Origin of the sequence: Gemella sp. 27098_8_155 (assembly GCF_041433725.1) — a bacterium.
Taxonomy (GTDB): domain Bacteria; phylum Bacillota; class Bacilli; order Staphylococcales; family Gemellaceae; genus Gemella; species Gemella haemolysans_D.
The window spans coordinates 22,250-43,266 of the sequence record NZ_JAPWCA010000010.1; the positions used below are offsets into that span (position 1 = coordinate 22,250).

At 31.8% G+C, this 21,017-nt stretch carries 22 protein-coding genes; 19 read left to right on the forward strand and 3 right to left on the reverse strand.

The features are described 5' to 3' along the window. Positions 1-122: 122 nt before the first annotated feature. From murA to lpdA, 18 genes are all read left to right on the forward strand, one after another. Positions 123-1,394 carry a UDP-N-acetylglucosamine 1-carboxyvinyltransferase gene (gene murA / locus O5Y44_RS05570; protein ID WP_048802062.1) on the forward strand — a complete coding sequence of 424 codons (1,272 nt, stop codon included), beginning with the start codon at positions 123-125 and terminating at the stop codon, positions 1,392-1,394. 57 nt (positions 1,395-1,451) lie between these two features. Next, positions 1,452-1,571 (forward strand): DNA-directed RNA polymerase subunit beta, encoded by a 120-nt coding sequence (locus tag O5Y44_RS05575; RefSeq protein ID WP_224207478.1) that lies wholly within the window; start codon positions 1,452-1,454, stop codon positions 1,569-1,571. A 12-nt stretch (positions 1,572-1,583) separates the two neighbouring features. Beyond that, positions 1,584-2,564, forward strand: coding sequence for a phosphate acetyltransferase (pta, locus tag O5Y44_RS05580; RefSeq protein ID WP_316447200.1), 981 nt, complete (start codon positions 1,584-1,586; stop codon positions 2,562-2,564). A 262-nt stretch (positions 2,565-2,826) separates the two neighbouring features. Continuing rightward, on the forward strand, positions 2,827-2,952 hold the full coding sequence (locus tag O5Y44_RS05585; protein WP_271964808.1) for a hypothetical protein: 126 nt from the start codon (positions 2,827-2,829) through the stop codon (positions 2,950-2,952). A gap of 237 nt (positions 2,953-3,189) precedes the next feature. Next, a complete protein-coding gene (locus tag O5Y44_RS05590) occupies positions 3,190-3,837 on the forward strand; it encodes an O-methyltransferase (protein WP_271964809.1) in 648 nt (215 codons plus the stop codon). Positions 3,838-3,885: 48 nt separating this feature from the next. Further along, positions 3,886-4,812, forward strand: a complete 927-nt coding sequence (locus O5Y44_RS05595; protein ID WP_271987715.1) for a peptidase U32 family protein — start codon at positions 3,886-3,888, stop codon at positions 4,810-4,812. A gap of 97 nt (positions 4,813-4,909) precedes the next feature. Continuing rightward, complete coding sequence (locus tag O5Y44_RS05600) at positions 4,910-6,181, forward strand: peptidase U32 family protein (protein ID WP_003146785.1); 1,272 nt, start codon at positions 4,910-4,912, stop codon at positions 6,179-6,181. Further along, positions 6,181-6,807: a uridine kinase gene (gene udk, locus O5Y44_RS05605; RefSeq protein WP_003146783.1), complete on the forward strand. Its 627-nt coding sequence runs from the start codon at positions 6,181-6,183 to the stop codon at positions 6,805-6,807. The genes O5Y44_RS05600 and udk overlap by 1 nt, the downstream gene beginning before the upstream one ends. A 48-nt stretch (positions 6,808-6,855) precedes the next feature. Beyond that, complete coding sequence (greA, locus tag O5Y44_RS05610) at positions 6,856-7,344, forward strand: transcription elongation factor GreA (RefSeq protein WP_048802056.1); 489 nt, start codon at positions 6,856-6,858, stop codon at positions 7,342-7,344. Positions 7,345-7,348: 4 nt separating this feature from the next. Next, on the forward strand, positions 7,349-8,032 hold the full coding sequence (gene mtnN, locus O5Y44_RS05615) for a 5'-methylthioadenosine/S-adenosylhomocysteine nucleosidase (RefSeq protein WP_271987718.1): 684 nt from the start codon (positions 7,349-7,351) through the stop codon (positions 8,030-8,032). 76 nt (positions 8,033-8,108) lie between these two features. Then, entirely contained in the window at positions 8,109-8,516 is a 408-nt protein-coding gene (locus O5Y44_RS05620) for a hypothetical protein (protein ID WP_371465674.1), read from the forward strand. A 99-nt stretch (positions 8,517-8,615) separates the two neighbouring features. Continuing rightward, positions 8,616-9,581, forward strand: a complete 966-nt coding sequence (locus tag O5Y44_RS05625) for a lysylphosphatidylglycerol synthase domain-containing protein (RefSeq protein ID WP_371465675.1) — start codon at positions 8,616-8,618, stop codon at positions 9,579-9,581. Then, on the forward strand, positions 9,578-10,177 hold the full coding sequence (locus O5Y44_RS05630) for a glycerol-3-phosphate acyltransferase (RefSeq protein ID WP_371465676.1): 600 nt from the start codon (positions 9,578-9,580) through the stop codon (positions 10,175-10,177). Before O5Y44_RS05625 ends, O5Y44_RS05630 begins: the two co-directional genes overlap by 4 nt. A 703-nt stretch (positions 10,178-10,880) precedes the next feature. Beyond that, positions 10,881-11,072 carry a hypothetical protein gene (locus O5Y44_RS05635; protein ID WP_371465677.1) on the forward strand — a complete coding sequence of 64 codons (192 nt, stop codon included), beginning with the start codon at positions 10,881-10,883 and terminating at the stop codon, positions 11,070-11,072. 644 nt (positions 11,073-11,716) lie between these two features. Further along, positions 11,717-12,697 (forward strand): thiamine pyrophosphate-dependent dehydrogenase E1 component subunit alpha, encoded by a 981-nt coding sequence (locus tag O5Y44_RS05640; RefSeq protein ID WP_371465679.1) that lies wholly within the window; start codon positions 11,717-11,719, stop codon positions 12,695-12,697. 55 nt (positions 12,698-12,752) lie between these two features. Further along, on the forward strand, positions 12,753-13,745 hold the full coding sequence (locus tag O5Y44_RS05645) for an alpha-ketoacid dehydrogenase subunit beta (protein WP_371465680.1): 993 nt from the start codon (positions 12,753-12,755) through the stop codon (positions 13,743-13,745). A 31-nt stretch (positions 13,746-13,776) separates the two neighbouring features. Beyond that, entirely contained in the window at positions 13,777-15,165 is a 1,389-nt protein-coding gene (locus O5Y44_RS05650; RefSeq protein WP_271964819.1) for a dihydrolipoamide acetyltransferase, read from the forward strand. Between the two features lie 58 nt (positions 15,166-15,223). Continuing rightward, a complete protein-coding gene (lpdA, locus tag O5Y44_RS05655; RefSeq protein WP_271987724.1) occupies positions 15,224-16,972 on the forward strand; it encodes a dihydrolipoyl dehydrogenase in 1,749 nt (582 codons plus the stop codon). A 147-nt stretch (positions 16,973-17,119) separates the two neighbouring features. Here lpdA and budA read toward each other — a convergent pair whose 3' ends face one another. The 3 genes from budA to O5Y44_RS05670 all read right to left on the reverse strand — a co-directional run bounded on the left by budA (position 17,120) and on the right by O5Y44_RS05670 (position 20,447). Then, positions 17,120-17,815, reverse strand: a complete 696-nt coding sequence (gene budA / locus O5Y44_RS05660) for an acetolactate decarboxylase (RefSeq protein ID WP_371465681.1) — start codon at positions 17,813-17,815, stop codon at positions 17,120-17,122. A gap of 83 nt (positions 17,816-17,898) precedes the next feature. Further along, entirely contained in the window at positions 17,899-19,575 is a 1,677-nt protein-coding gene (gene alsS / locus O5Y44_RS05665) for an acetolactate synthase AlsS (RefSeq protein WP_271964822.1), read from the reverse strand. A gap of 320 nt (positions 19,576-19,895) precedes the next feature. Continuing rightward, positions 19,896-20,447 carry a GNAT family N-acetyltransferase gene (locus tag O5Y44_RS05670; protein ID WP_271964823.1) on the reverse strand — a complete coding sequence of 184 codons (552 nt, stop codon included), beginning with the start codon at positions 20,445-20,447 and terminating at the stop codon, positions 19,896-19,898. A gap of 135 nt (positions 20,448-20,582) precedes the next feature. Between O5Y44_RS05670 and psiE the strand changes: the two genes are divergently transcribed. Then, a complete protein-coding gene (psiE, locus tag O5Y44_RS05675; RefSeq protein WP_271964824.1) occupies positions 20,583-20,984 on the forward strand; it encodes a phosphate-starvation-inducible protein PsiE in 402 nt (133 codons plus the stop codon). Positions 20,985-21,017 lie beyond the last annotated feature (33 nt).

Sequence of the window (21,017 nt, forward strand, 5' to 3'; positions counted from 1 at the left end):
ATAGAAACTATATTTTTTAATAAAATAAATATTAAAATAATTATTCAAACTTTATTTATTTATTAATTTGTGGTAGTATTATATGTGATATAAAATGTAAATATAGAGATGGAGGAAACAACTTGGAAAAAATAGTTGTTAAAGGTGGAACACCTTTAATAGGAGAAGTACAAGTTTCTGGTGCGAAGAATGCTGCTTTACCAATATTAGCAGCTGGATTATTAGCAACAGAGGGTACAAGTAAATTTTATAACGTTCCTAAATTATCAGATATTAAAACAATAGGATTATTATTTGAAAGTCTAGGAGTGAAAATAGATTATAGACCTGATGAAAATACATTAGAAATGGATGCGAGAAATCCATTATTAACAGAGGCTTCTTTTGAATTTGTTAGTAAAATGCGTGCATCATTTTTAGTTTTAGGTCCAATGCTAGCACGTGAAGGAAGTGCTAAAGTAGCGATGCCAGGAGGATGTTCAATTGGAAGTAGACCAATTGATCAACATTTAAAAGGATTTGAAGCACTAGGTGCAACAATTATTCAAGATGCAGGGTTTGTAGAAGCTCGTGCAGAAAAAGAATTAGAAGGAACAACTATCTTCTTTGATTTCCCAAGTGTAGGAGGAACTCAAAATGTAATTATGGCTAGTTGTTTAGCAAAAGGTAAAACTACAATCGTAAATGCAGCACAAGAACCTGAAATTGAAGATATGATTAACTTCTTGATAAAAATGGGTGCTAAGATTGAAGGAAAAGGAACTTCTGTTTTAGTTGTAGAAGGTGTTGAAAAACTAGTAGGAGCTGAATACTCAGTAATGCCAGACCGTGTAGAAGCGGCAACATACATGATTGCGGCTGCAGCAACTAAAGGAGATGTTCTTGTTAAAGGAGCTCCATACAAAGATAATGTTGCTTTAGTGAGTAAAATGCGTGAAATGGGAGTTAACATTGAAGTAGTAGATGAAAACTCTATGCGTGTAAGTAATAAGTTGGATAGTTTAAAACCTGTAGATGTTAAAACTCTACCACACCCAGGTTTCTTAACTGATATGCAATCTATTATGTGTGTATTAACACTTTTAGCTGATGGTACAAGTACAATTACAGAAACAGTTTTTGAAAATAGATTTATGCACGTAGAAGAACTACGTAGAATGAATGCTAAAATTAGAATCGAAGGTAGAAGTTCACTAATTGAGGGATTACCTCATTTAGAAGGAACTACTGTAAGAGCAACAGACTTACGTTCTGGAGCGGCATTAGTTATTGCGGGATTAATGGCAACGGGAACTACTAAAGTTATTGACATTTATCATATTGATAGAGGATATGTTGACATCGAAGAAAAAATGAGAAAATTAGGTGCAGATATTCAAAGAATAGACGAGTAGGATTTCATTATGAAACTAAATGATAAGTTAACAAGATACTTGCGTAATATAGCCTTAATGATAATTATATTTTATATTGGATTATTGCTAGGCTATACAATTCTAGGTAAGGGAAGTTTATTTGACGCTTTAAGCTTAAAGCCGATAAGACATATTAAAGATATTATATACAATTAGGAGGAAATGAAGATGGCAAATGATTTATTTGTAGAACTTCAACAAAAATTAGAAGGGAAAAATGTACGTATCGTACTTCCAGAAGCATATGATGAGCGTGTATTAGAAGCGGCTGTTAAGTTAGGCGCTACTAGTTATGTTCAACCTGTGTTAGTTGGAAAAAAAGAAAAAGTAGAAGAGATTGCTAAAGGATTATCTTTAGATGTTTCTAACTTGGAAGTTATTGATCACGAAAACTACGAAAAATTAGAAGAATTAGTTGCTAAGTTTGTAGAGCGTCGTGCAGGAAAAGTAACTGAAGAAAAAGCTCGTGAATTATTAAAAGATGTTAACTACTTCGGAACTATGTTAGTATATACAGGTGAAGTTGAAGGATTAGTATCTGGAGCAATTCACTCTACTGGAGATACTGTTCGTCCAGCGTTACAAATAATAAAAACTAAACCAGGTACAAAACGTACAAGTGGTGCATTCATTATGAGTAAAGAAGACAAACGTTATGTATTTGCTGACTGTGCGATTAACCCAACATTAGATTCAGAAGGCCTAGCTGAAATTGCAATTGAAAGTGCAAAAACAGCTAAAAGCTTTAACGTTGATCCAAAAGTAGCAATGTTAAGTTTCTCTACTTTAGGTTCAGCTGTTACTGAAGATACTACGAAAGTGGCAGAAGCTACTAAATTAGTTAAACAAAATGCACCTGAATTGGCGGTAGAAGGTGAATTACAATTCGATGCTGCAGTTGTACCTTCAGTTGCTAAATTAAAAGCTCCTAATTCAAAAGTACAAGGAGATGCTAATGTATTTGTGTTCCCAAGTCTAGAAGCTGGTAATATTGGATACAAAATTGCACAACGTCTAGGTGGATTTGAAGCTGTAGGACCAATCTTACAAGGATTAAACGCTCCTGTGAATGACCTATCTCGTGGATGTAATGCAGAAGATGTATATAAACTTTCATTAATTACAGCTGTTCAAGCTTTAGAAAAATAAGATTTTAATAAAGAGGTTGACTTTGGTTAACCTCTTTTTCTTTATAGCATAATTTGATATTGATTTTTTTATTTGATATAATTAAGTAAAGAATATAAGCTACATTTATTGAGAAGAATACTGTTCATATGTACAAAAATAAAAGGGGAAATTAATAAAAAATAGGTTATTAAAATTTAAAGGAGAGATTACAATGGTAATTTATTTTTTTAATGTGTGTGAACAGTATTATGATAAAGTAGTAAAAAAGGAGATGTGAATTATGAATGATTTAGATTATTTTTATAAGGCGATTACTAGTCCAGTTGCGGATGTTATCGGTTTTGTTGTATTTTTATATTTAGTATATGTTGCTTTAGACTTTATACGAAAAGGATTAAAAAAATAGAACAACTAATTTTAATAGATGATAAAAATAGTAAATTTGATAAGAGATAGACTTTTCTAAATTTAGATGAGTTTAGTACATTTTTTGAATATATAAAAAACTATGTGGGAGTAACTTTGTATTAGTGATTTTTATAGAATCATAAAATATAGGGTTACTTTCTTTTTTAGTCTTTATAATTGCATTTATACCAACTTATATGGTATTATATAATGATGTATAAATATGGAGGTAAACATGGTTGCGATAGAATCAAAAGATGACTTATACGTTATAGATTTGTTAGAAGACTTTGATGAATTTTACTTAGAATTAGAAAAATTTGCTGAAGAAAATAGAGTTCCAATAATTGATAAAATCGGGATAAGATTTTTAATTCAAATGCTAAAAGTTAAGAAAGCTAAGAATTTATTGGAAATAGGAACTGCAATTGGTTATACGTCAATTAAATTAGCTGAGAGAATAGGATGTAATGTTACTACTATTGAGCGTGATGATAAGATGTATAAAGAAGCAAAAAACAATATTGAAAAGCGAAATCTTACTGATAAAATAACATTACTTCATGCTGATGCATTAGAACTTCAAGATGAAGTCGTAGCAAATGCACCTTATGATGTAGTGTTCATCGATGGTGCTAAGAGTCAAAGTAGAAAGTTTTTTGAATTATATGAACCATATTTTGCTGAAGATGTTGTAGTTATTACGGATAATGTGCTATTCAAGGGAATGGTTGCAGATCCAAGTATTATTAAACATAGTAGAGATTTAAAACAACTTTCTAGAAAAATTAATAATTACAATGAATGGTTATTAAAACATGAAAACTATGAGAGTGTAATATTACCATTTGGAGATGGAATAACTATAACAACGAGAAAATAAAATTATAGAACTGTGAAGTTAGTAAATTTTATTAAGAGAGGATAAAAAATGACAGTAGAGTTAGTTGTAACACCGAAAAGTATAGATCATATTTATGAACTTATAAACGTAGGAGCTGATAGTTTCGTAATAGGTGAAGAAAAATATGGATTACGTCTTGCTGGTGAATTTAAGAGAGACGAATTAAAAAAAGCTATTGAGATTATACATCAAGCAGGGAAAAAAGCATATGTTAGTGTAAATGCAATATTCCATAATGAGCATATAGATGACCTAGTTGATTATTTACATTATCTATCAACGTTAGATGTAGATGCTTTAATATATGGAGAACCAACAATAATTACAATTTTAAGAGAAGAGAATTTAGATTTCAAACTTCAATGGGATCCACATACATTAGCTACGAACTCTTTCTCTTGTAATTACTGGGGGAAACGTGGAGCATATAGAACATGTCTTTCGAAAGAATTAACAATCGATGAGATTCTTGAAATTACTGGAAAAAGCGACTATGAGATTGAAGTTCAGGTACAAGGGATGCTTTGTATGTTCCAATCAGTAAGGAAATTAGTTGATAATTATTTCATGTATAGCGGTAAAGAAAAATACATCGAGGAATATAGTAATTCGAAAAAATTATTCCTATATAGCCAAGATAGAAATGAACGTTACCCGATTTTTGAGGATTCTAACGGTACACATATTATGAGTGCAAACGACATTTGTGCTATTGAAGAATTAGATCGTCTAATTGAAGCGGGAGTATCTGCATTCAAAATTGAGGGTGTTTTAAAAGATGAAGATTACATTACAGAAGTAGTAACGATTTATCGTGATGCTATCGATCTTTATTACGAAGATAAAGAAGCATATGAAGATGAAAAGCAAGATTTCTATAATGATATAGAGAGAATTAAACCAAAATATAGAGAAGTTGACTTAGGATTCTTCTATAAGAAAACTATGTACTAATCATATTTTAAATGTTGAAAAGAGGATAAGGTTTCCTATATAAAACCTAATAAAAAAGACAAGGAGGATGGGTCATACTTGAATGTGACCTAAACTTATGGCAATACCAAATATTTCAGAAATTAGAGACGGCAAGAGAGTAATAACAAAAAAACCAGAATTACTGCTTCCAGCAGGAAACTTAGAAAAATTAAAAATAGCTATTCACTATGGAGCAGATGCTGTGTTCTTAGGTGGACAGGAGTTTGGACTTCGTAGTAACGCAGATAACTTTACAATCGAAGAGATAAAAGAAGGTTGTGAATTTGCTGCAAAATATGGAGCTGATATTTATGTAACAGCGAATATTATCGCGCACGATGAAAACTTTGAAGGATTAGATGAATTCTTAATGGCACTTCAAGATGCAGGTGTTCGTGGTATAATCGTTGCGGATCCATATATCATCGAAAGATGTAAAGCTGTTGCTCCAAAAGTAGAGGTACATATTAGTACACAACAATCTATCTCAAACTATAAAGAAGTTAGATATTGGGAAAGTGAAGGAGTACACCGTGTTGTATTAGCACGTGAAACAGGATATGAGGAAATAAAAGAAATTCGTGAAAAAACAGATGTTGAGATTGAAATGTTTGTACACGGAGCAATGTGTATAGCATATTCAGGACGTTGTACTTTAAGTAACTACATGACAGCTCGTGATAGTAACCGTGGAGGTTGTTGTCAATCATGTCGTTGGAATTATGACCTTTATGAAGAAGGAACTGATGAAGATACTAAGTTATTCGATGAAGGAGCAAATCCATATGCGATGAGTCCTAAAGATTTAACTTTAATTGAAGCAGTACCAGAAATTATTGAGTTAGGTATAGATTCATTAAAAGTTGAAGGGCGAATGAAATCTATTCACTATGTTGCGACAGTTGCAAGTGTGTATAGAAAACTAATTGATGATTATTGTGCAGATCCAGATAACTTTGAGATGACGCCAGAATATAAATTAGAACTATATAAATGTGCTAACCGTGATACAGCAATGTCATTCTTCTATGAAATACCTAAGTATTCTGAACAAATGTTTGGAAATGAGGGTGGTAAGAAAACAAATTATGATTTCGTTGGACAAGTTCTTCACTATGATGAAGAAACTCAAATCGCAACAATTCAACAACGTAACTTCTTTAAAACAGGTCAAGAAGTCGAATTCTTTGGACCTGAGATTGATACTTTTAGACAAGTTATCGGGGAAATTTATGATGAAGATGGTGAATTGTTAGATGCAGCAAGACATCCACTTCAAATTATTAGAACAAAATTAGACTCTAGAGTATTTAAAAGCAATATGATGCGAAAGGAAATGGGACGATAATGACTACAAAACGACCAAAAATTATCGGTATTGTTGGGGGAAGCGGTAGTGGTAAAACAACCGTTACTAAAAGAATTATAGACGAGCTAACTCAAGATAAAGTTGCTTTAATTGAGCAAGATTATTATTATAAAGACCAAAGCCATATGACTATGGATGAAAGAGTTAAAACAAATTATGATCATCCGAGTGCATTTGATAATGAGTTACTTTATAATCACTTATTAGAATTAATTGAGGGGAAAGCTGTCGAACTTCCGGTTTATGATTATGTAAATCATACTCGTAGTAAAGAACAAAAACACCAAGAACCTAAAGATGTAATTATCATCGAAGGTATGTTTGGTTTATATTCAGAAAAACTACGAGAATTAATGGATATTAAAATTTTTGTTGATACACCTAGTGATTTACGTATTTTAAGACGACTATTACGTGATATTAATGAACGTGGAAGAACTGTAGAATCAGTAATTAATCAATATTTAGTGTCTGTTAGACCAATGCATGAGAAATATATTAAACCTACAAAACAATATGCAGATATTATCGTTCCAGATGGTGGATATAACGATATAGCTATCGACATTTTAATAACAAAAATTAAATCGCTACTAGCAAAATAATTAAAAAAAAGATATAATATAGAGTAGACTAAAAAAAGGAGTACCACTATGGCTTTAGAAGAAAAATTAGAATATCAAATGACCCAAGAAGGTTATGACAAACTTGTTGAAGAATTAGAACATTATAAAAAAGTAAAACGTCCAGAAGTAATTGAAAAAATTAAAATCGCACGTAGTTTCGGGGACTTATCTGAGAACTCTGAGTACGATGCAGCAAAAGATGAACAAGGATTTATCGAACAAAGAATTCTAGAAATGGAACAAATGATTCGTTATGCTGTTATTATCGAATTAGATGAAAAATCAAGTGCAATTCGTCTTGGTAACACAGTAACTTATCAAGAATTACCTGATGGTTTAACTGAAACTTATAAAATCGTAGGTAGCGCGGAAGCTAACCCATTTGAATACAAAATTTCAAATGAATCTCCAGTAGCACAAGCTTTATTAGGAAAAGAAGTAGGGGATGTTGCGAAAGTATCATTACCAACTGGACCTGAAGATTCAATGGATATCAAAATTCTAGCGGTAGAATAGTATTATGATAGCATTAATCGGTGCAATGCCAGAAGAAGTGGCTATAATAAAAGAAAAAATAGAAAATTTACAAGAGAAAAAAATAGCTCATGTAACATTTTATGAAGGTAAATATGAAGGACGAGATATTGTTCTTATGTTAAGTTTACCAGGGAAGGTGAATGCTGCTATTGCTACAACTCTATTATTAGATCACTATAAACCAGAGTATGTGATTAATATAGGTACATGTGGTGCACTGCAAGGTGATATGGAAATTGGTGATATGATTGTTGCCACAGAGGTGAGACATTTTGATGTTGATGCAACAGAGTTTGGCTATGAAATAGGTCAAGTTCCGCAAATGCCAGCAGCATATAAGAGTGATGAAGAGTTACAAAAATTAGCTTCTGAAATCAACTTACCAAATCATAAGATTCACTTTGGTTTAGTAGGAACATCAGATTCATTTATTTCTAATAAAGAGTTAAAAAAAGGAATATTGAAAAACTTTCCTAATATGCAAGTAGTTGAGATGGAAGCAGCAGCAATTGCTCAAACTTGTTACCAATTTGGAACAAAATTTATAGTTTGCCGTAGTGTAAGTGATAAAGCAGAAGAAGGAACAAGAGTTACTTTTGATGAATTTTTACAAATAGCTGCAGTAAACTCGTCAATTTTAACTACAGAACTAATTAAAAAACTTTAAAATTAATTATAGATCAGCAAAGGAGGGCAAAAAGCTTTTCTTTGCTGTAATATTTATGTGAAGTAGGAGGGAAAGTATGATAACTATATTATCGAAATTATTTTTAGCACTTACATCTGAAAAACTTCCGAGCTATACTTTGAAATCAATTAAAAGTGGAGGTTATACAAAAGAAGAATTAGATATAATCTGTAAAATTGTGAGAGATGATTATACAAGATATAAAAAAGGTTTTAAAGCTTCAGTAGTAATGGTATTTTTTATTGTTTCACTCATATTATGTCTTGGATTCTATCAAGGAGCCTATAGAGCGTTTATAATTGAGATGTTAATTTTGTATATTGTAATATTTACATTGATGTTTATTTTGATTTATGTACAAAAAGTCAATAAAATTCGAAAAACATTTTTAAAAGCTGTGAAAAAAGGTTATCCAGAGTTATATAATGAATATGAAGATAAGTTATATGAATATGTAGATTAAAAAATATTGTAGTCATAATTTTATGTAATTAATTGTATTGAAAAAAAAGTTATAAAATGTTAATATAAAGTAGATAAATATTATTTAAGGAAAAGAAGAATGAAAAATATTACAGAGAGTAGATCCTTTAATTATTTGAAGAATTTAGTTCAGATAAGCTTAGGATTATTGATATTTTATTTAATTTTTTCCTATTTTAAAAAAGAGATAGTTAGTTTAGATTTTAAAAAAATACATCATCTTACCTTAACTATAGGAGAGATGAAATTTTTAGTAGTTTTATTATTCGGATTATTCGGTATAAGTATTTTATGTCTTTACGATTATTTTGTCCTTAAAGCTATTAATTTAACGAAAAATATGTCTTCATTCCGTATTTTTAAAATCAGCTTTATGACTAACACACTGAATATGGTTCTAGGTTTTGGTGGCTTTATTGGTGCTGGACTTAGATATTATATGTATAAACCTTATACAAAAAACGGAAAAACATTAGTTACTGCAATAGGAATGATTTTAATTTCTATGCTTTCAGGTATTAGTTTGTTATCAATTTTTGTGGTTCTTAATGTATTTCCAGGTCAGGCGTTATATGCTGATAATAAAATTTTTTATTATTCTTTAATTCTGATGTCGTTATTTTTACCATTGTATCTATTTTTTAATTTGAGAAAACCAAGAATTAGAACGGATAGATACTTGAGTGTTAAATTGACAGTGATTTCTTTTTTAGAATGGGTATTTGCGGCTCTTATCATACTAGTGATTTTATATTTTTATACAGGTGATTTAGTTGCTGATAAGGAATTGCAAATAATGGGAGTTATAATAGTAGCTTCAATAGTGGGGTTATTAACTATGATTCCTGGAGGATTAGGTACTTTTGACACATTAGTCCTAATTGGTCTCAAAAACTTAGGGATTAACCCAGAAATTATAGGAGCAACTATTGTAATATACAGATTAGCATATTATGTTGTTCCATTTTCTATAGGATGTCTAATGTTTTTAAGTGAAGGAATAAGAATTATAAAAAATAAATTTAAGAGAGGAGAAAAGTTATGATTTCAATGGTAATTTACGCGATTTTAGCCTACCTTATTGGGAATATAATGGGTGGAAAATTATTAGAAAAAATATATAAAGAAGAATTTACTAATAAAGGATCAGGTAATGTTGGTGCTAGAAATGCAGGACGAATTTTAGGTCCTAGATCGTTTTTATTTGTATTAGCGGTAGATTTCTTCAAAGGATTTTTAGTAGTTATACTTTTAAAAATTTTAGCTGTTGATTCTAAAATAATATATATATGCATACTTTTAGTATTACTAGGGCATATAAAACCTGTTGTCTTTAAGTTTAAAGGTGGTAAAGGAGTTGCTACGTTTTTTGGTTGTCTAGCAGCTCTGTCGATTAATTTATTCTTGATTATGATACTTTGCACATTAGTTATAGCAATTATCGTAAAAAGTTTAACGATTGGATTCTATTCAAGTTTTCCATTCGTAACGTATATCAACTATGTTGAGAACCCATCATTCTTAATTTTAGGAATATTTATTTTAACTGTTGTATTATTAGGTGTGGTAGCGGTTGAAGACATAGAAAATTCATTTGATAAATATTTTAGTGTAAGAAAAATAAAGAAATCAGTTCGATAGTGAGCTGATTTCTTTTTTTGTTATTTAGAATTGTTATTTCGTAGTTCTTTTCTTATAAGCAGAGTACGCTTAATATGAAGTATAAGATAGATTAGGAGAAAAATAACAGAAATTATAGTCGTAATAAAAAGATATAATTCAGATGAAAACATTCTAGTATTGATAAATAATGAATGTAAATACATTGTTAGAAAAGCCATGGTGAATGTTATAATCTCATACTTTAAAAAAATAAGAATCTTAGTTGTTTTTATTATTAATTTTTCTTTTTCTCTATTATATCTCATAAAACTAGCATAAATAAGTATTGGTATAGTTAAATAATAATAAATGTTGTTTTTTGTGACGAAAAAAACTATTGAAAGTACGACAAACAACATAAGACTGATGATTAAATAATTTCTACTTTTCATCTATTTTTCCTCCTTTGAAATAAGATTAAATCTAGAATAAGTATATTTTTGTATTGATGTTATTAAATTTCTAAAGTTCAACTTTATTATAACATATGGAATAAATAATAGGTAAAGAATAGTAAATAAATTAGTGATTTCAACTAATTTATTTTGAGATACAAAAATCGTTCTTATTACGATTTACAGGTATATAAATCGTAATAGTTACTTAAGACGAGAATCTATTGACTTGTTATATAAAACATAATAAAATTTAAGTATAGAATAAAAATACGGAGGCGATAAAGATGACTAAATGTGAATGTGAACACCACTGTCACTGTCATGATGCAGTAGAAGATTGCAAATGTGGAAATTGTGTTGAAGGAACTTGTGACTGTAAAGAAGGTTGTGCCTGTGGATGCCACAACGCAAAAGAAGATTGTGAATGTGGAAATTGCAAAACTGGTGATTGTCACTGCAATAAACACGCTGCATAGCTAAAAACGAGATCTGAGAAAGTGTCAGATCTCTCTTTTTTTCAGGGCTGGTATAAATATATACTATTATGAAGTGGGAATATTTATAATAAATGATATTTAGATATGATAAGTAACTTAATCACAATCAAAAATCTTAATAATTAATACACATTAGTGTATTTAATAGGTTACTTCATAGAAATTTAAAGTTTACATAATTTCTGAAGAATAATTAATTAACTTCAATTTTTAAGTGTTTAAAAGTATATAAATCTACAAGAAAACGCTTTACATTAGACTTAATATTTACGGCTAGTTTCTTAATAAACAACATAATTTTTTAAAAAAACTATTCTTACTATCTTTAATTAGTTTATTTTAATTCTGTATCTATAAAAATTTAGAGAGAGTTTATATAAAGTGTAGAATAAGAAAAATGATAGTATATGCAAATGGAAGAAATCTGTTTTATTCTGTTTGTTGAAAGTTTTAGATTGTAGTAGTACAGAATCAAGAAATATTACTGAGATAAATATTGTTATTTTATTGAGCTCATTGATTTGACTTTTTTTCGAAAACATTGTATATTATTAAAGTAATATATGATTAAAACATAATTTATACACATTTAATAAATATATATACAAACTTTGGAGGTTATTATGGTAAAAACATCAAAAGATTTAACTAAACAAGAGCATTTAGAAATGTATGAACTAATGCACCTTATTAGAGATTTTGATATGGAGTTAAGTAAACTATACTCTCGTGGTTTAGTTCACGGTATGACTCACTATTCAGTAGGAGAAGAAGCAGCTAACGTTGGAGCTATTTATCCATTAAGAAAAGAAGACTTAATGTACTCTAACCACCGTGGTCATGGGCAAACAATTGCTAAAGGTATTGAAATTGACCGTATGATGGCTGAAATCCTTGGTAAAGAAACTGGTCAATGTAAAGGACGTGGAGGAAGTATGCACGTTTATGACCTTGAACAAGGAAACATGGGATGTAATGGTATCGTTGGTGGAGGACACGGTTTAAGTACTGGTGCCGCTCTAGCTCAAAAAATGAAAAAAACAGGTAATGTTGTAATTTGTTGTATGGGTGATGGGGCTACTAACGAAGGAAGTTTCCACGAATGTTTAAACATGGCATCTAACTGGGATTTACCACTTATTTTCTATGTAATCAACAATAAATATGGTATTTCAATGGCTCAAGAAAGATGTATGCGTGTTAAAGATATTACTGAACGTGCTGCTTCTTATAGAATAAAAGGAATTCACGTAGAAGACGGTAACGATGTATTAGCTGTTTACGATGCAATGCAAGAAGCTATCGAACATGCAAGAAGTGGAAAAGGTCCTGTTTTAGTAGAAGCAGTATCTTACAGATGGTTCGGACACTCAGCTTCAGATGCTGGTAAATACCGTAGTCGTGAAGAAGTAGCAGAATGGAAACTTAAAGATCCTAACGTAAAATATAAAAACTACTTATTAGAAAATGGAATTGCTACAGAAGAAGAATTAAAAGAAATCGAAGATAGATCAAAAGCAACTATCGATGATGCTGTAGAATTTGCTAAAGAATCACCATTTGCTGATGGTTCAATTGCATTCCAAGATAACTACGCTGACTAATATTTTAGGTTAAAATAATTTAAATAATATTTTATATAATAGGAGATTAATAGTTATGACTAAAGAAACAAAAATTATGACAGTTCGTGAAGCCATAAAAGAAGCTATGACTCACGAAATGCGTGAAGATGAAAATGTATTTTTAATGGGTGAAGATGTTGGTATCTTCGGTGGTGACTTCGGTACTACAGTAGGAATGTTAGAAGAGTTCGGTTCTGAACGTGTTATCGATACACCTATTAGTGAGGCTGCGATTTGTGGAGCTGCTGCAGGGGCTGCTTCAGTTGGTATGCGTCCAATTATCGATGTAACATTTATGGATTTCGTAACAATTGGTATGGATGCTATTGTTAACCAAGCAGCACCAATGCGTTATATGTTAGGTGGAGAAGTACAAGTACCAGTTACTTATCGTTGTGCATCTGGTGCAGGTACAGGAGCTGCAGCTCAACACTGTAAAGCTCTAGAAGCTTGGTTCTGTCACATTCCTGGGCTTAAAGTAGTAGCACCAGGTACAGCAGGAGATGTTTACTCAATTTTAAGAGCTGCAATTAGAGATAACAACCCAGTTATCTACATTGAACCAAAAGCGTTATTTGGACGTAAAGGTGAAGTTGAAGTAGGTAAAGTTGGTGTAATCGGAAAAGGTGACATCAAAGCAGAAGGTACTGATGTAACATTAGTATCATGGGGAAGAATGTTAGAACGTAGCTTAAAAGCTGCTGAAGAGTTAAAAGAAGAAGGAATTTCAGTAGAAGTAGTTGACCCAATTACATTAGTACCATTAGATACAGACTTAATCGTTAAATCTGTACAAAAAACAGGAAAATTAGTAGTTTGTCACGACTCATTCAAAACTGGTGGATTCGGTGGAGAAATCGTTGCACGTATCGCAGAAAGTGATGCATTTGATTTCTTAGATAGCCCAATTTACCGTGTTGCAGGAGCTGACACTAACATTCCATCAGCTAAAAACTTAGAAAAATTAGTTGTACCTGATGTAGAAGACATCAAAGAAACAATTAAAAAAGCTGTAAATAAAAAATAAAAATTTAGTTAGCGAAGGATGTGAATAAAACATGGCAGTAGAGGTTATTATGCCAAAAGCCGGTAGTGAAATGGAAGAGGGCGAAATCGTACAATGGTTCAAAAATGAAGGTGACCATGTCGAAGCAGGTGAAGTCCTATTAGAAATCGTAACAGATAAAGTAAATATGGAAGTTGAAGCTGATGCAAGCGGAACACTATTAAAAATATTAGCACAAGCAGGAGATGTTGTACCAGTAGTTCAAACAATCGCATGGATTGGTGAACCAGGTGAAGCAATTCCTGGGGCAACTTCAACAGGGGAAGTAGCTCCAGCAGAAACTGTTGTTGAGAAAAAAGTTGATCATACACCAGTTAAAGAAGTGGAAGTAATTGATTATTCAGGCCTTCGTGCTACACCAGCAGCTAGAGCATATGCTCGTGAAAAAGGAATTGACTTATCTAAAGTTAAAGGTACAGGTGCAAAAGGTCGTATCCACAAAGATGATGTTTTAGATTACAAACTAAACTCTAAAGTTAAAATTTCTCCACTTGCTGCACGTATTGCACAAATTGAAGGAATTAACACTGAAAGTATCGCTGGAACAGGACCAAATGGTAAAATTATGAAAGCAGACGTTCTTGCAGTACTTAATGGTACACCTAAAGCAGAGCCAGCTAAAAAAGAAGAAATTGCTCAACCAGGTAAAAAATCTGTTAAAGCGCCAAATGAAAATCAATGGGGAATTGTTGAAACTGTACCAATGTCACCAATGCGTAAAGTTATTTCTAAACGTATGAGTGAATCTTACTTCAGTGCACCAACATTTGTAGTTAATGTTGAAGTTGATATGACTGAATTATTAGCATTACGTAAAAAAGTTGTTGATGCAATTATCGAAGAAACTGGTAAAAAAGCAACAGTTACAGACTTTATTTCATTAGCGGTAATTAAATCATTAATGAAACACCCATATGTAAATGCTTCATTATCAAGTGATGAAAAAGAAATGTATTTACACCACTATGTAAACTTATCAATCGCTGTTGGTATGGATAGCGGATTAGTAGTACCAGTAATTAAAGGTGCAGATAAGATGAGTCTTAAAGAGCTTGTAATAGCTTCTAAAGAAATTACAACTAAAGCTCTTGCTGGTAAATTAAAACCAGATGAAATGGCAGACTCAACATTTACAATCAGTAACTTAGGTATGTATGGAGTTAAAAGCTTCGTGCCAATCATTAACCAACCAAATACAGCTATTTTAGGTGTAAGTGCTACAGTTCAAAAACCTGTAGTATTAAACGGTGAAGTTACTGTAAGACCAATTATGACATTAACATTAACAGCGGACCACCGTGTTGTTGACGGATTAGAAGGAGCTAAATTCATGAAGACTCTGAAAGAAGCTATCGAAAATCCACTATCATTACTAATCTAATAATGATATAATATATAGAAGAAAATAAGAGAAAAGTGTATTAAGGAGTGATTATAACATGGCAGTAGAAGTTATTATGCCAAAAGCCGGAAGTGAAATGGAAGAAGGCGAAATCGTACAATGGTTTAAGCAAGAAGGTGACGAAGTAAAAGAAGGTGAAGTCCTACTTGAAATCGTAACTGATAAAGTTAATATGGAAGTTGAAGCTGAAGCAAGTGGAACATTATTAAAAATTCTTCACCCAGCTGGATCAACTGTACCAGTAGTTCAAACAATCGCTTGGATTGGACAACCTGGTGAAGCAGTACCAGGAGCTGATGGAGCAACTGCAGCAGCTCAAGAAGTTGTTAAAGAAGTAGCAGCTGATGTTAAAGTACCTGAAACTAAAGCAGAAGAAGTATTACCAAAACGTGAACGTCGTGGAGAATATGATGTAGCAGTTATCGGTGGAGGTCCTGCTGGATACGTAGCAGCTATTAAAGCGGCTCAATTAGGAGGAAAAGTAGCATTAGTAGAAAACCGTGAACTTGGTGGAACATGTCTAAACCGTGGATGTATTCCAACAAAAACATTCTTACACAATGCAGAAATCATTAACTACATCCGTTCTGCAAAAGATCGTGGTATCAAACTTGTAAATGATGCATTTACAGTTGATATGGAACAAACTGTAGCAGTTAAAAATAAAGTATCTAAAACTCTATCTGGTGGAGTAGCTGGATTACTTAAATCTTACGGTGTTAAAGTATTTAACGGTGTAGGAAGTCTAACAGCTGATAAGAAAATCGTTGTTGATGAAAAAGAAACTATCGATGCTGATAATGTAATTTTAGCTGGTGGTTCTAAAGTAAGTAGAATTAACATTCCAGGAATGGACAGTGATAAAGTTCTTACAAGTGATGAGTTCTTAGATATCACTGAAGTACCATCTCGTTTAGCAGTAATCGGAGGAGGAGTAATCGGTTCTGAATTAGGACAAGCATTCTCTACATTTGGTTCTAAAGTAACTATCGTTGAAATGGCTGATCGTCTAATTGCTAACATGGATAAAGATGCATCTGTAGCTTTAGAAAAACAATTCAGAAAACAAGGTATCGAGGTTCTTACATCTACTAAACTATTAGAAATCGTTGACAAAGGTCACGAAGTAGTAGTTAAAGTTGAAGGAAAAGAAGATATCGTAGTTGATAAAGTATTACTATCTATCGGACGTGTTCCAGATAATACATGTCTTGGAGAATTAGCTGATAAATTCGAAATGGAACGTGGACGTGTTAAAGTTGACGAATACATGGAAACTTCTATTAAAGGAATTTACGCTCCTGGAGATATTAACGGAGTTAAAATGTTAGCTCACGCAGCGTTCAAGATGGGAGAAATCGCAGCTGAAAATGCAATGGGTCACCACAAAAAAGTTGATCTTAAAGCTACTCCAGCAGCAATCTACACTCACCCTGAAATCGCAATGGTTGGTTTAACTGAAGATCAAGCTCGCGAAAAATATGATGTTAAAGTTGGTAGATTCAACTTTGCAGCTAACGGTCGTTCATTAGCATCTAACCACGGAGAAGGATTCGTTAAAGTAATTATGGATACTAAATACAGAGAAATCTTAGGTATCCACATTGTAGGACCAGTTGCAGCAGAAATTATCAATGAAGGTTCAACATTAATCCAAACAGAAATGACAATTGATGATGTTATGGATATTATCCATGGTCACCCAACATACTCAGAAGCTTTATATGAAGCAATGGCTGACTGTATCGATATGTGTATCCATGCACCTAAGAAAAAAACTAAATAAGTTTAATGAAGAAAGCAACTAGATTTCTAGTTGCTTTTTTTGTATTATTATTTTAAATTCTATATATAATTAATTTAATTTTTTAAATAATATATTTGTATACAAAAATACACTCAAGCAAGATTAAATTTGCTTGAGTGTATTATGCTAACGAGAGCTTTCAGCCTCATGAACTTCTTTATGTAATGTTTTTAAATTAATATTCACAGCTTTATATTCTTCACTTTGAGGTAATTCTAGTGTGAAATTTAATGGTTTAGATACTTCAATTGTAGCATCTTTAATATCGAAGTTAAAAATATGTCCACCTTGAGTACGATCATCACTAATATAATGAAGATGGAATCCTCCCACACCAACTCCTTGAGTATATTCTGGAGAAAAGAAACCAACTATTGTACCTTTACTATCTTCGTAATTAAATATACTTTGCGTTTCTAATATTTCTAGAAGAGTAGGATAAGGTTTTTCATGTTTTTTAGGTGAGCGAGTATCAATTTTATCGAATACTCCAGTTATTTTTATAGCATAAAAATAATTCGGATTTAGATATTCACTAATATCATTGTTTAAATTTTCAAAACTTGTTGTAGTTACTTTTTTAAAGTTTGTAGAAAACATAGTAATGTTTGAAAAAGGTGAAGTTGCTTCTTTAGGCTGTAAAGTAGAGAATCCATTACTATCAGTTTTATAAACTTCTCCATTTAGTATAATCATTTCTCCATCGACACCTTCGAAAGTACCAATACCAAAATCACCGTGTTCTAGTAATTTTTCTACAGTTGTTGTTCCACTAAATGCTCCACCCATTAGCGCAGCCATAGTGCTATATTGATATAACATAATAATTCTCCTTTTATGTTTTATATTTTAGAAACAAGAGAAAACTTGAATCATGTTCAATAGAAACTAGTAGCTCTTCAAAACTAGTTTAAATAGCTATCTTGAAGAGTTTCACCAAGTTTGATGTTATCACTGTAGTCAACAGGAACATCAATAACAACTGGCCCTTCAATTTTGAAAGCTTCTTCTAAGCATTTTGCAAATTCTTCTTTTGTAGTTGCACGCATTCCTACAGCTCCATAAGATTCTGCATGTTTTTTAATATCTACTTGGCCAAGATGAACCGCAGAATCGCGACCGTATTTCATTTCTTGTTGGAAGGCAACCATATTATAAGATGAGTCGTTCCATACTACGTGAACAATAGGAGATTTCAATCTAACTGCAGTTTCAAGTTCCATTGCTGAGAATAAGAATCCTCCATCACCAGAAATTGATAAAGTTTTCTTATTAGGATAAAGTAATCCAGAAGCAATCGCCCACGGTAGAGCTACTCCTAAAGTTTGCATACCGTTAGAGAATAGTAGGTGACGTGGTTCATAAGAGCGGAAGTGTCTAGCTAACCAAATTCCATGAGATCCAATGTCACAAGTTACTATAGTATCATCTGATACAGCATTTTGAGTTTGTTGAATAATTTCTAGTGGGTGAAGACGTCCTTCGATTTTTGATTTAGGTGGTTCATCTCGTTTTACTATTTCTTCTTGAAGTTCTTTTAAGTAAGCTAGGTTTTCTTCAGAAATTCTTACTTTAGGATTTCCGTTATAAATACATTTTAATGTTTCAGAAATATCGCCGATAAGTTCAATATCAGGTTGGTAATCACGGTCAATAACAGCAATAGTATCATCGATGTGAACTAGAGTGGCATTTTTATTTGTATTCCAATATACCGGATCATATTCAATAGGATCATATCCGATAGAGATTATTAAATCTGCTTTATGTAATAATCTATCTCCAGGCTGATTTCTAAATAATCCAACACGACCATAGAAATGTTGAACCAATCCACGAGAAATTACTCCGGCAGCTTGGAACATTTCAACAACAGGAATACCTGTTTTAGCGACTAATAAACGAATAGCTTCTGTAGCTTCTTTAGTTGATGCATTCATTCCTAGTAAAAGAACTGGAAGCTCAGCATTTTCTATTTTTTCAACTAAGTCACTAACGTGTTTTGGATCTGCTATCCCTAAAATAGGTTCTCTAAGTCGTTTGATAGCTTTCACAGAAGTTTTTTCATTTATTACGTCTGCAGGTAGTGATACGAATGTAGCTCCTTTTTTAGGTTCTTTAGCTTTTCTAAATGCATTAGTAATTGCTTCAGAAATGCTATCTTGATGACCAACTTCAACAGCTGATTTAGTTACTGGACGAAGAAGGCTAACATTATCCATACTTTGGTGCGTTTGTTTTAATAAATCAGAACGCTTAACTTGACCTCCGATTGCGACAACAGGGTCACCTTCAGAGTTTGCAGTAATAAGTCCAGTAGCAAGGTTACTAACACCAGGTCCTGAAGTAACTAAAGCAACACCAGGTTTTCCAGTTAGACGCCCAACAGCTTGAGCCATAAAAGCAGCATTTTGTTCGTGACGTACAACTACAAGCTCAGGTCCACGATCAACAAGAGCATCGAATACAGCATCTATCTTTGCACCAGGTATAGCAAAAACGTGTTTAACTCCTTCATTTATTAATGTATCTACAACTAATTCCGCGCCTCGGCGAGATTGTTGTTCTAAATGTTCACTCATTATTATTCCTCCTAAATCATGAGACTAAAAAATATATAATAATATTCTAACTCTATATCATATTTTTTTCAAGAATAGAATACTAGTATAAGTGTTATTGAAATTCAATTTTATATGTATTCTATGTAAATATTGCAAAGAATGGGGCTGACCCAAAAGTCATAAAATTTAACAAAGTGTATATGAGAACTCATAGACGCAGTGGTTTATTGATATCTAAATTCACTTTATAAAAGCTTTTTAGATATCTAATAACCTGTACGGGGGTGACTCTACAAAATCGATTTCTTTGAAATCACGATTTTTGAGTCACTCCCATATTACCTATTATGAGGTGGTAAAATATTGTTGTTAAAATATTCTTCTCGCAAGATTCCGTATTTTACAGAATCATAGTAAACACCGTTGAAATATCTAACCTGTCTAATTCTAGCTTCACACATAAGACCAAGTTTTTCAGCTAATCTCATCATTCGAGGATTACCACTCCAAGTAGTAAGTCCAATGTGTTGAATATCAGGGAATTTATTAAAACAGATTTTAATCCATTCATTTAATGCTGTATAGCCTATTCCTTTTGACCATGTATGCTGCTCATAAATTACTATTCCAATCTCTAGCCATCGAGTAGCAAAACATTCCCAATAGTAAGTAACAATTCCTATAGGTTTATTGTTTAAAAATATTCCTAGTACACGGTCACTTAAATAATATTCGTGATGATTTTTAAGTAGGAAGGTATCTAAATCAATTAACTTAAAATCATTAAAGTAGGGGGCGTTATATTTACTCCATTCTGGAGTTTCTGATGAGTAAATAACGTTATATAAGTCGGTTAAATGTTTTTCTTCTATCTTTTTCAGTGTAATCATAAAAATCTCCTTTTTTATATTATAACATAAGAAAAATTTTAAAATATATAAATAAGTTAAATTAAGCAGTCTAATTATTATATTGAAGAGGTTTATGATATAATAAGTCATGAAAAATAATTAGAGAGGTGAACGATGGAAAAATTTAGTAAAATAATTTCTGATATCTTTCTTTGGATTATGAATATCGGGTTATTGATTATAGGGATATTATTGTCATTTGGTTTGATAATGGAAGCTAAAGAAATATTCCACGAAGGATCAAAATTCCTTGCCGAGCAGGGAAATTATCAACACTTTGTAGAAGGAATATTAGTATTTTTCTTATATTTCGAGTTTGTTGCTTTAATAGTTAAATACTTTAAAAATAATTATCATTTCCCACTTAGATATTTTATCTATATTGGAATCACAGCAATTATAAGATTGATTATTGTTCAACATGATGATCCTAAAAGTGTTTTAATCTGGGCAGCTGCGATTTTACTATTAGTAATTAGTTTAGCTATTGCTGAAAAATTTATAAAAAAAGATTAAGAAAAGACTTCGAACAAAATCTGTTCGAAGTCT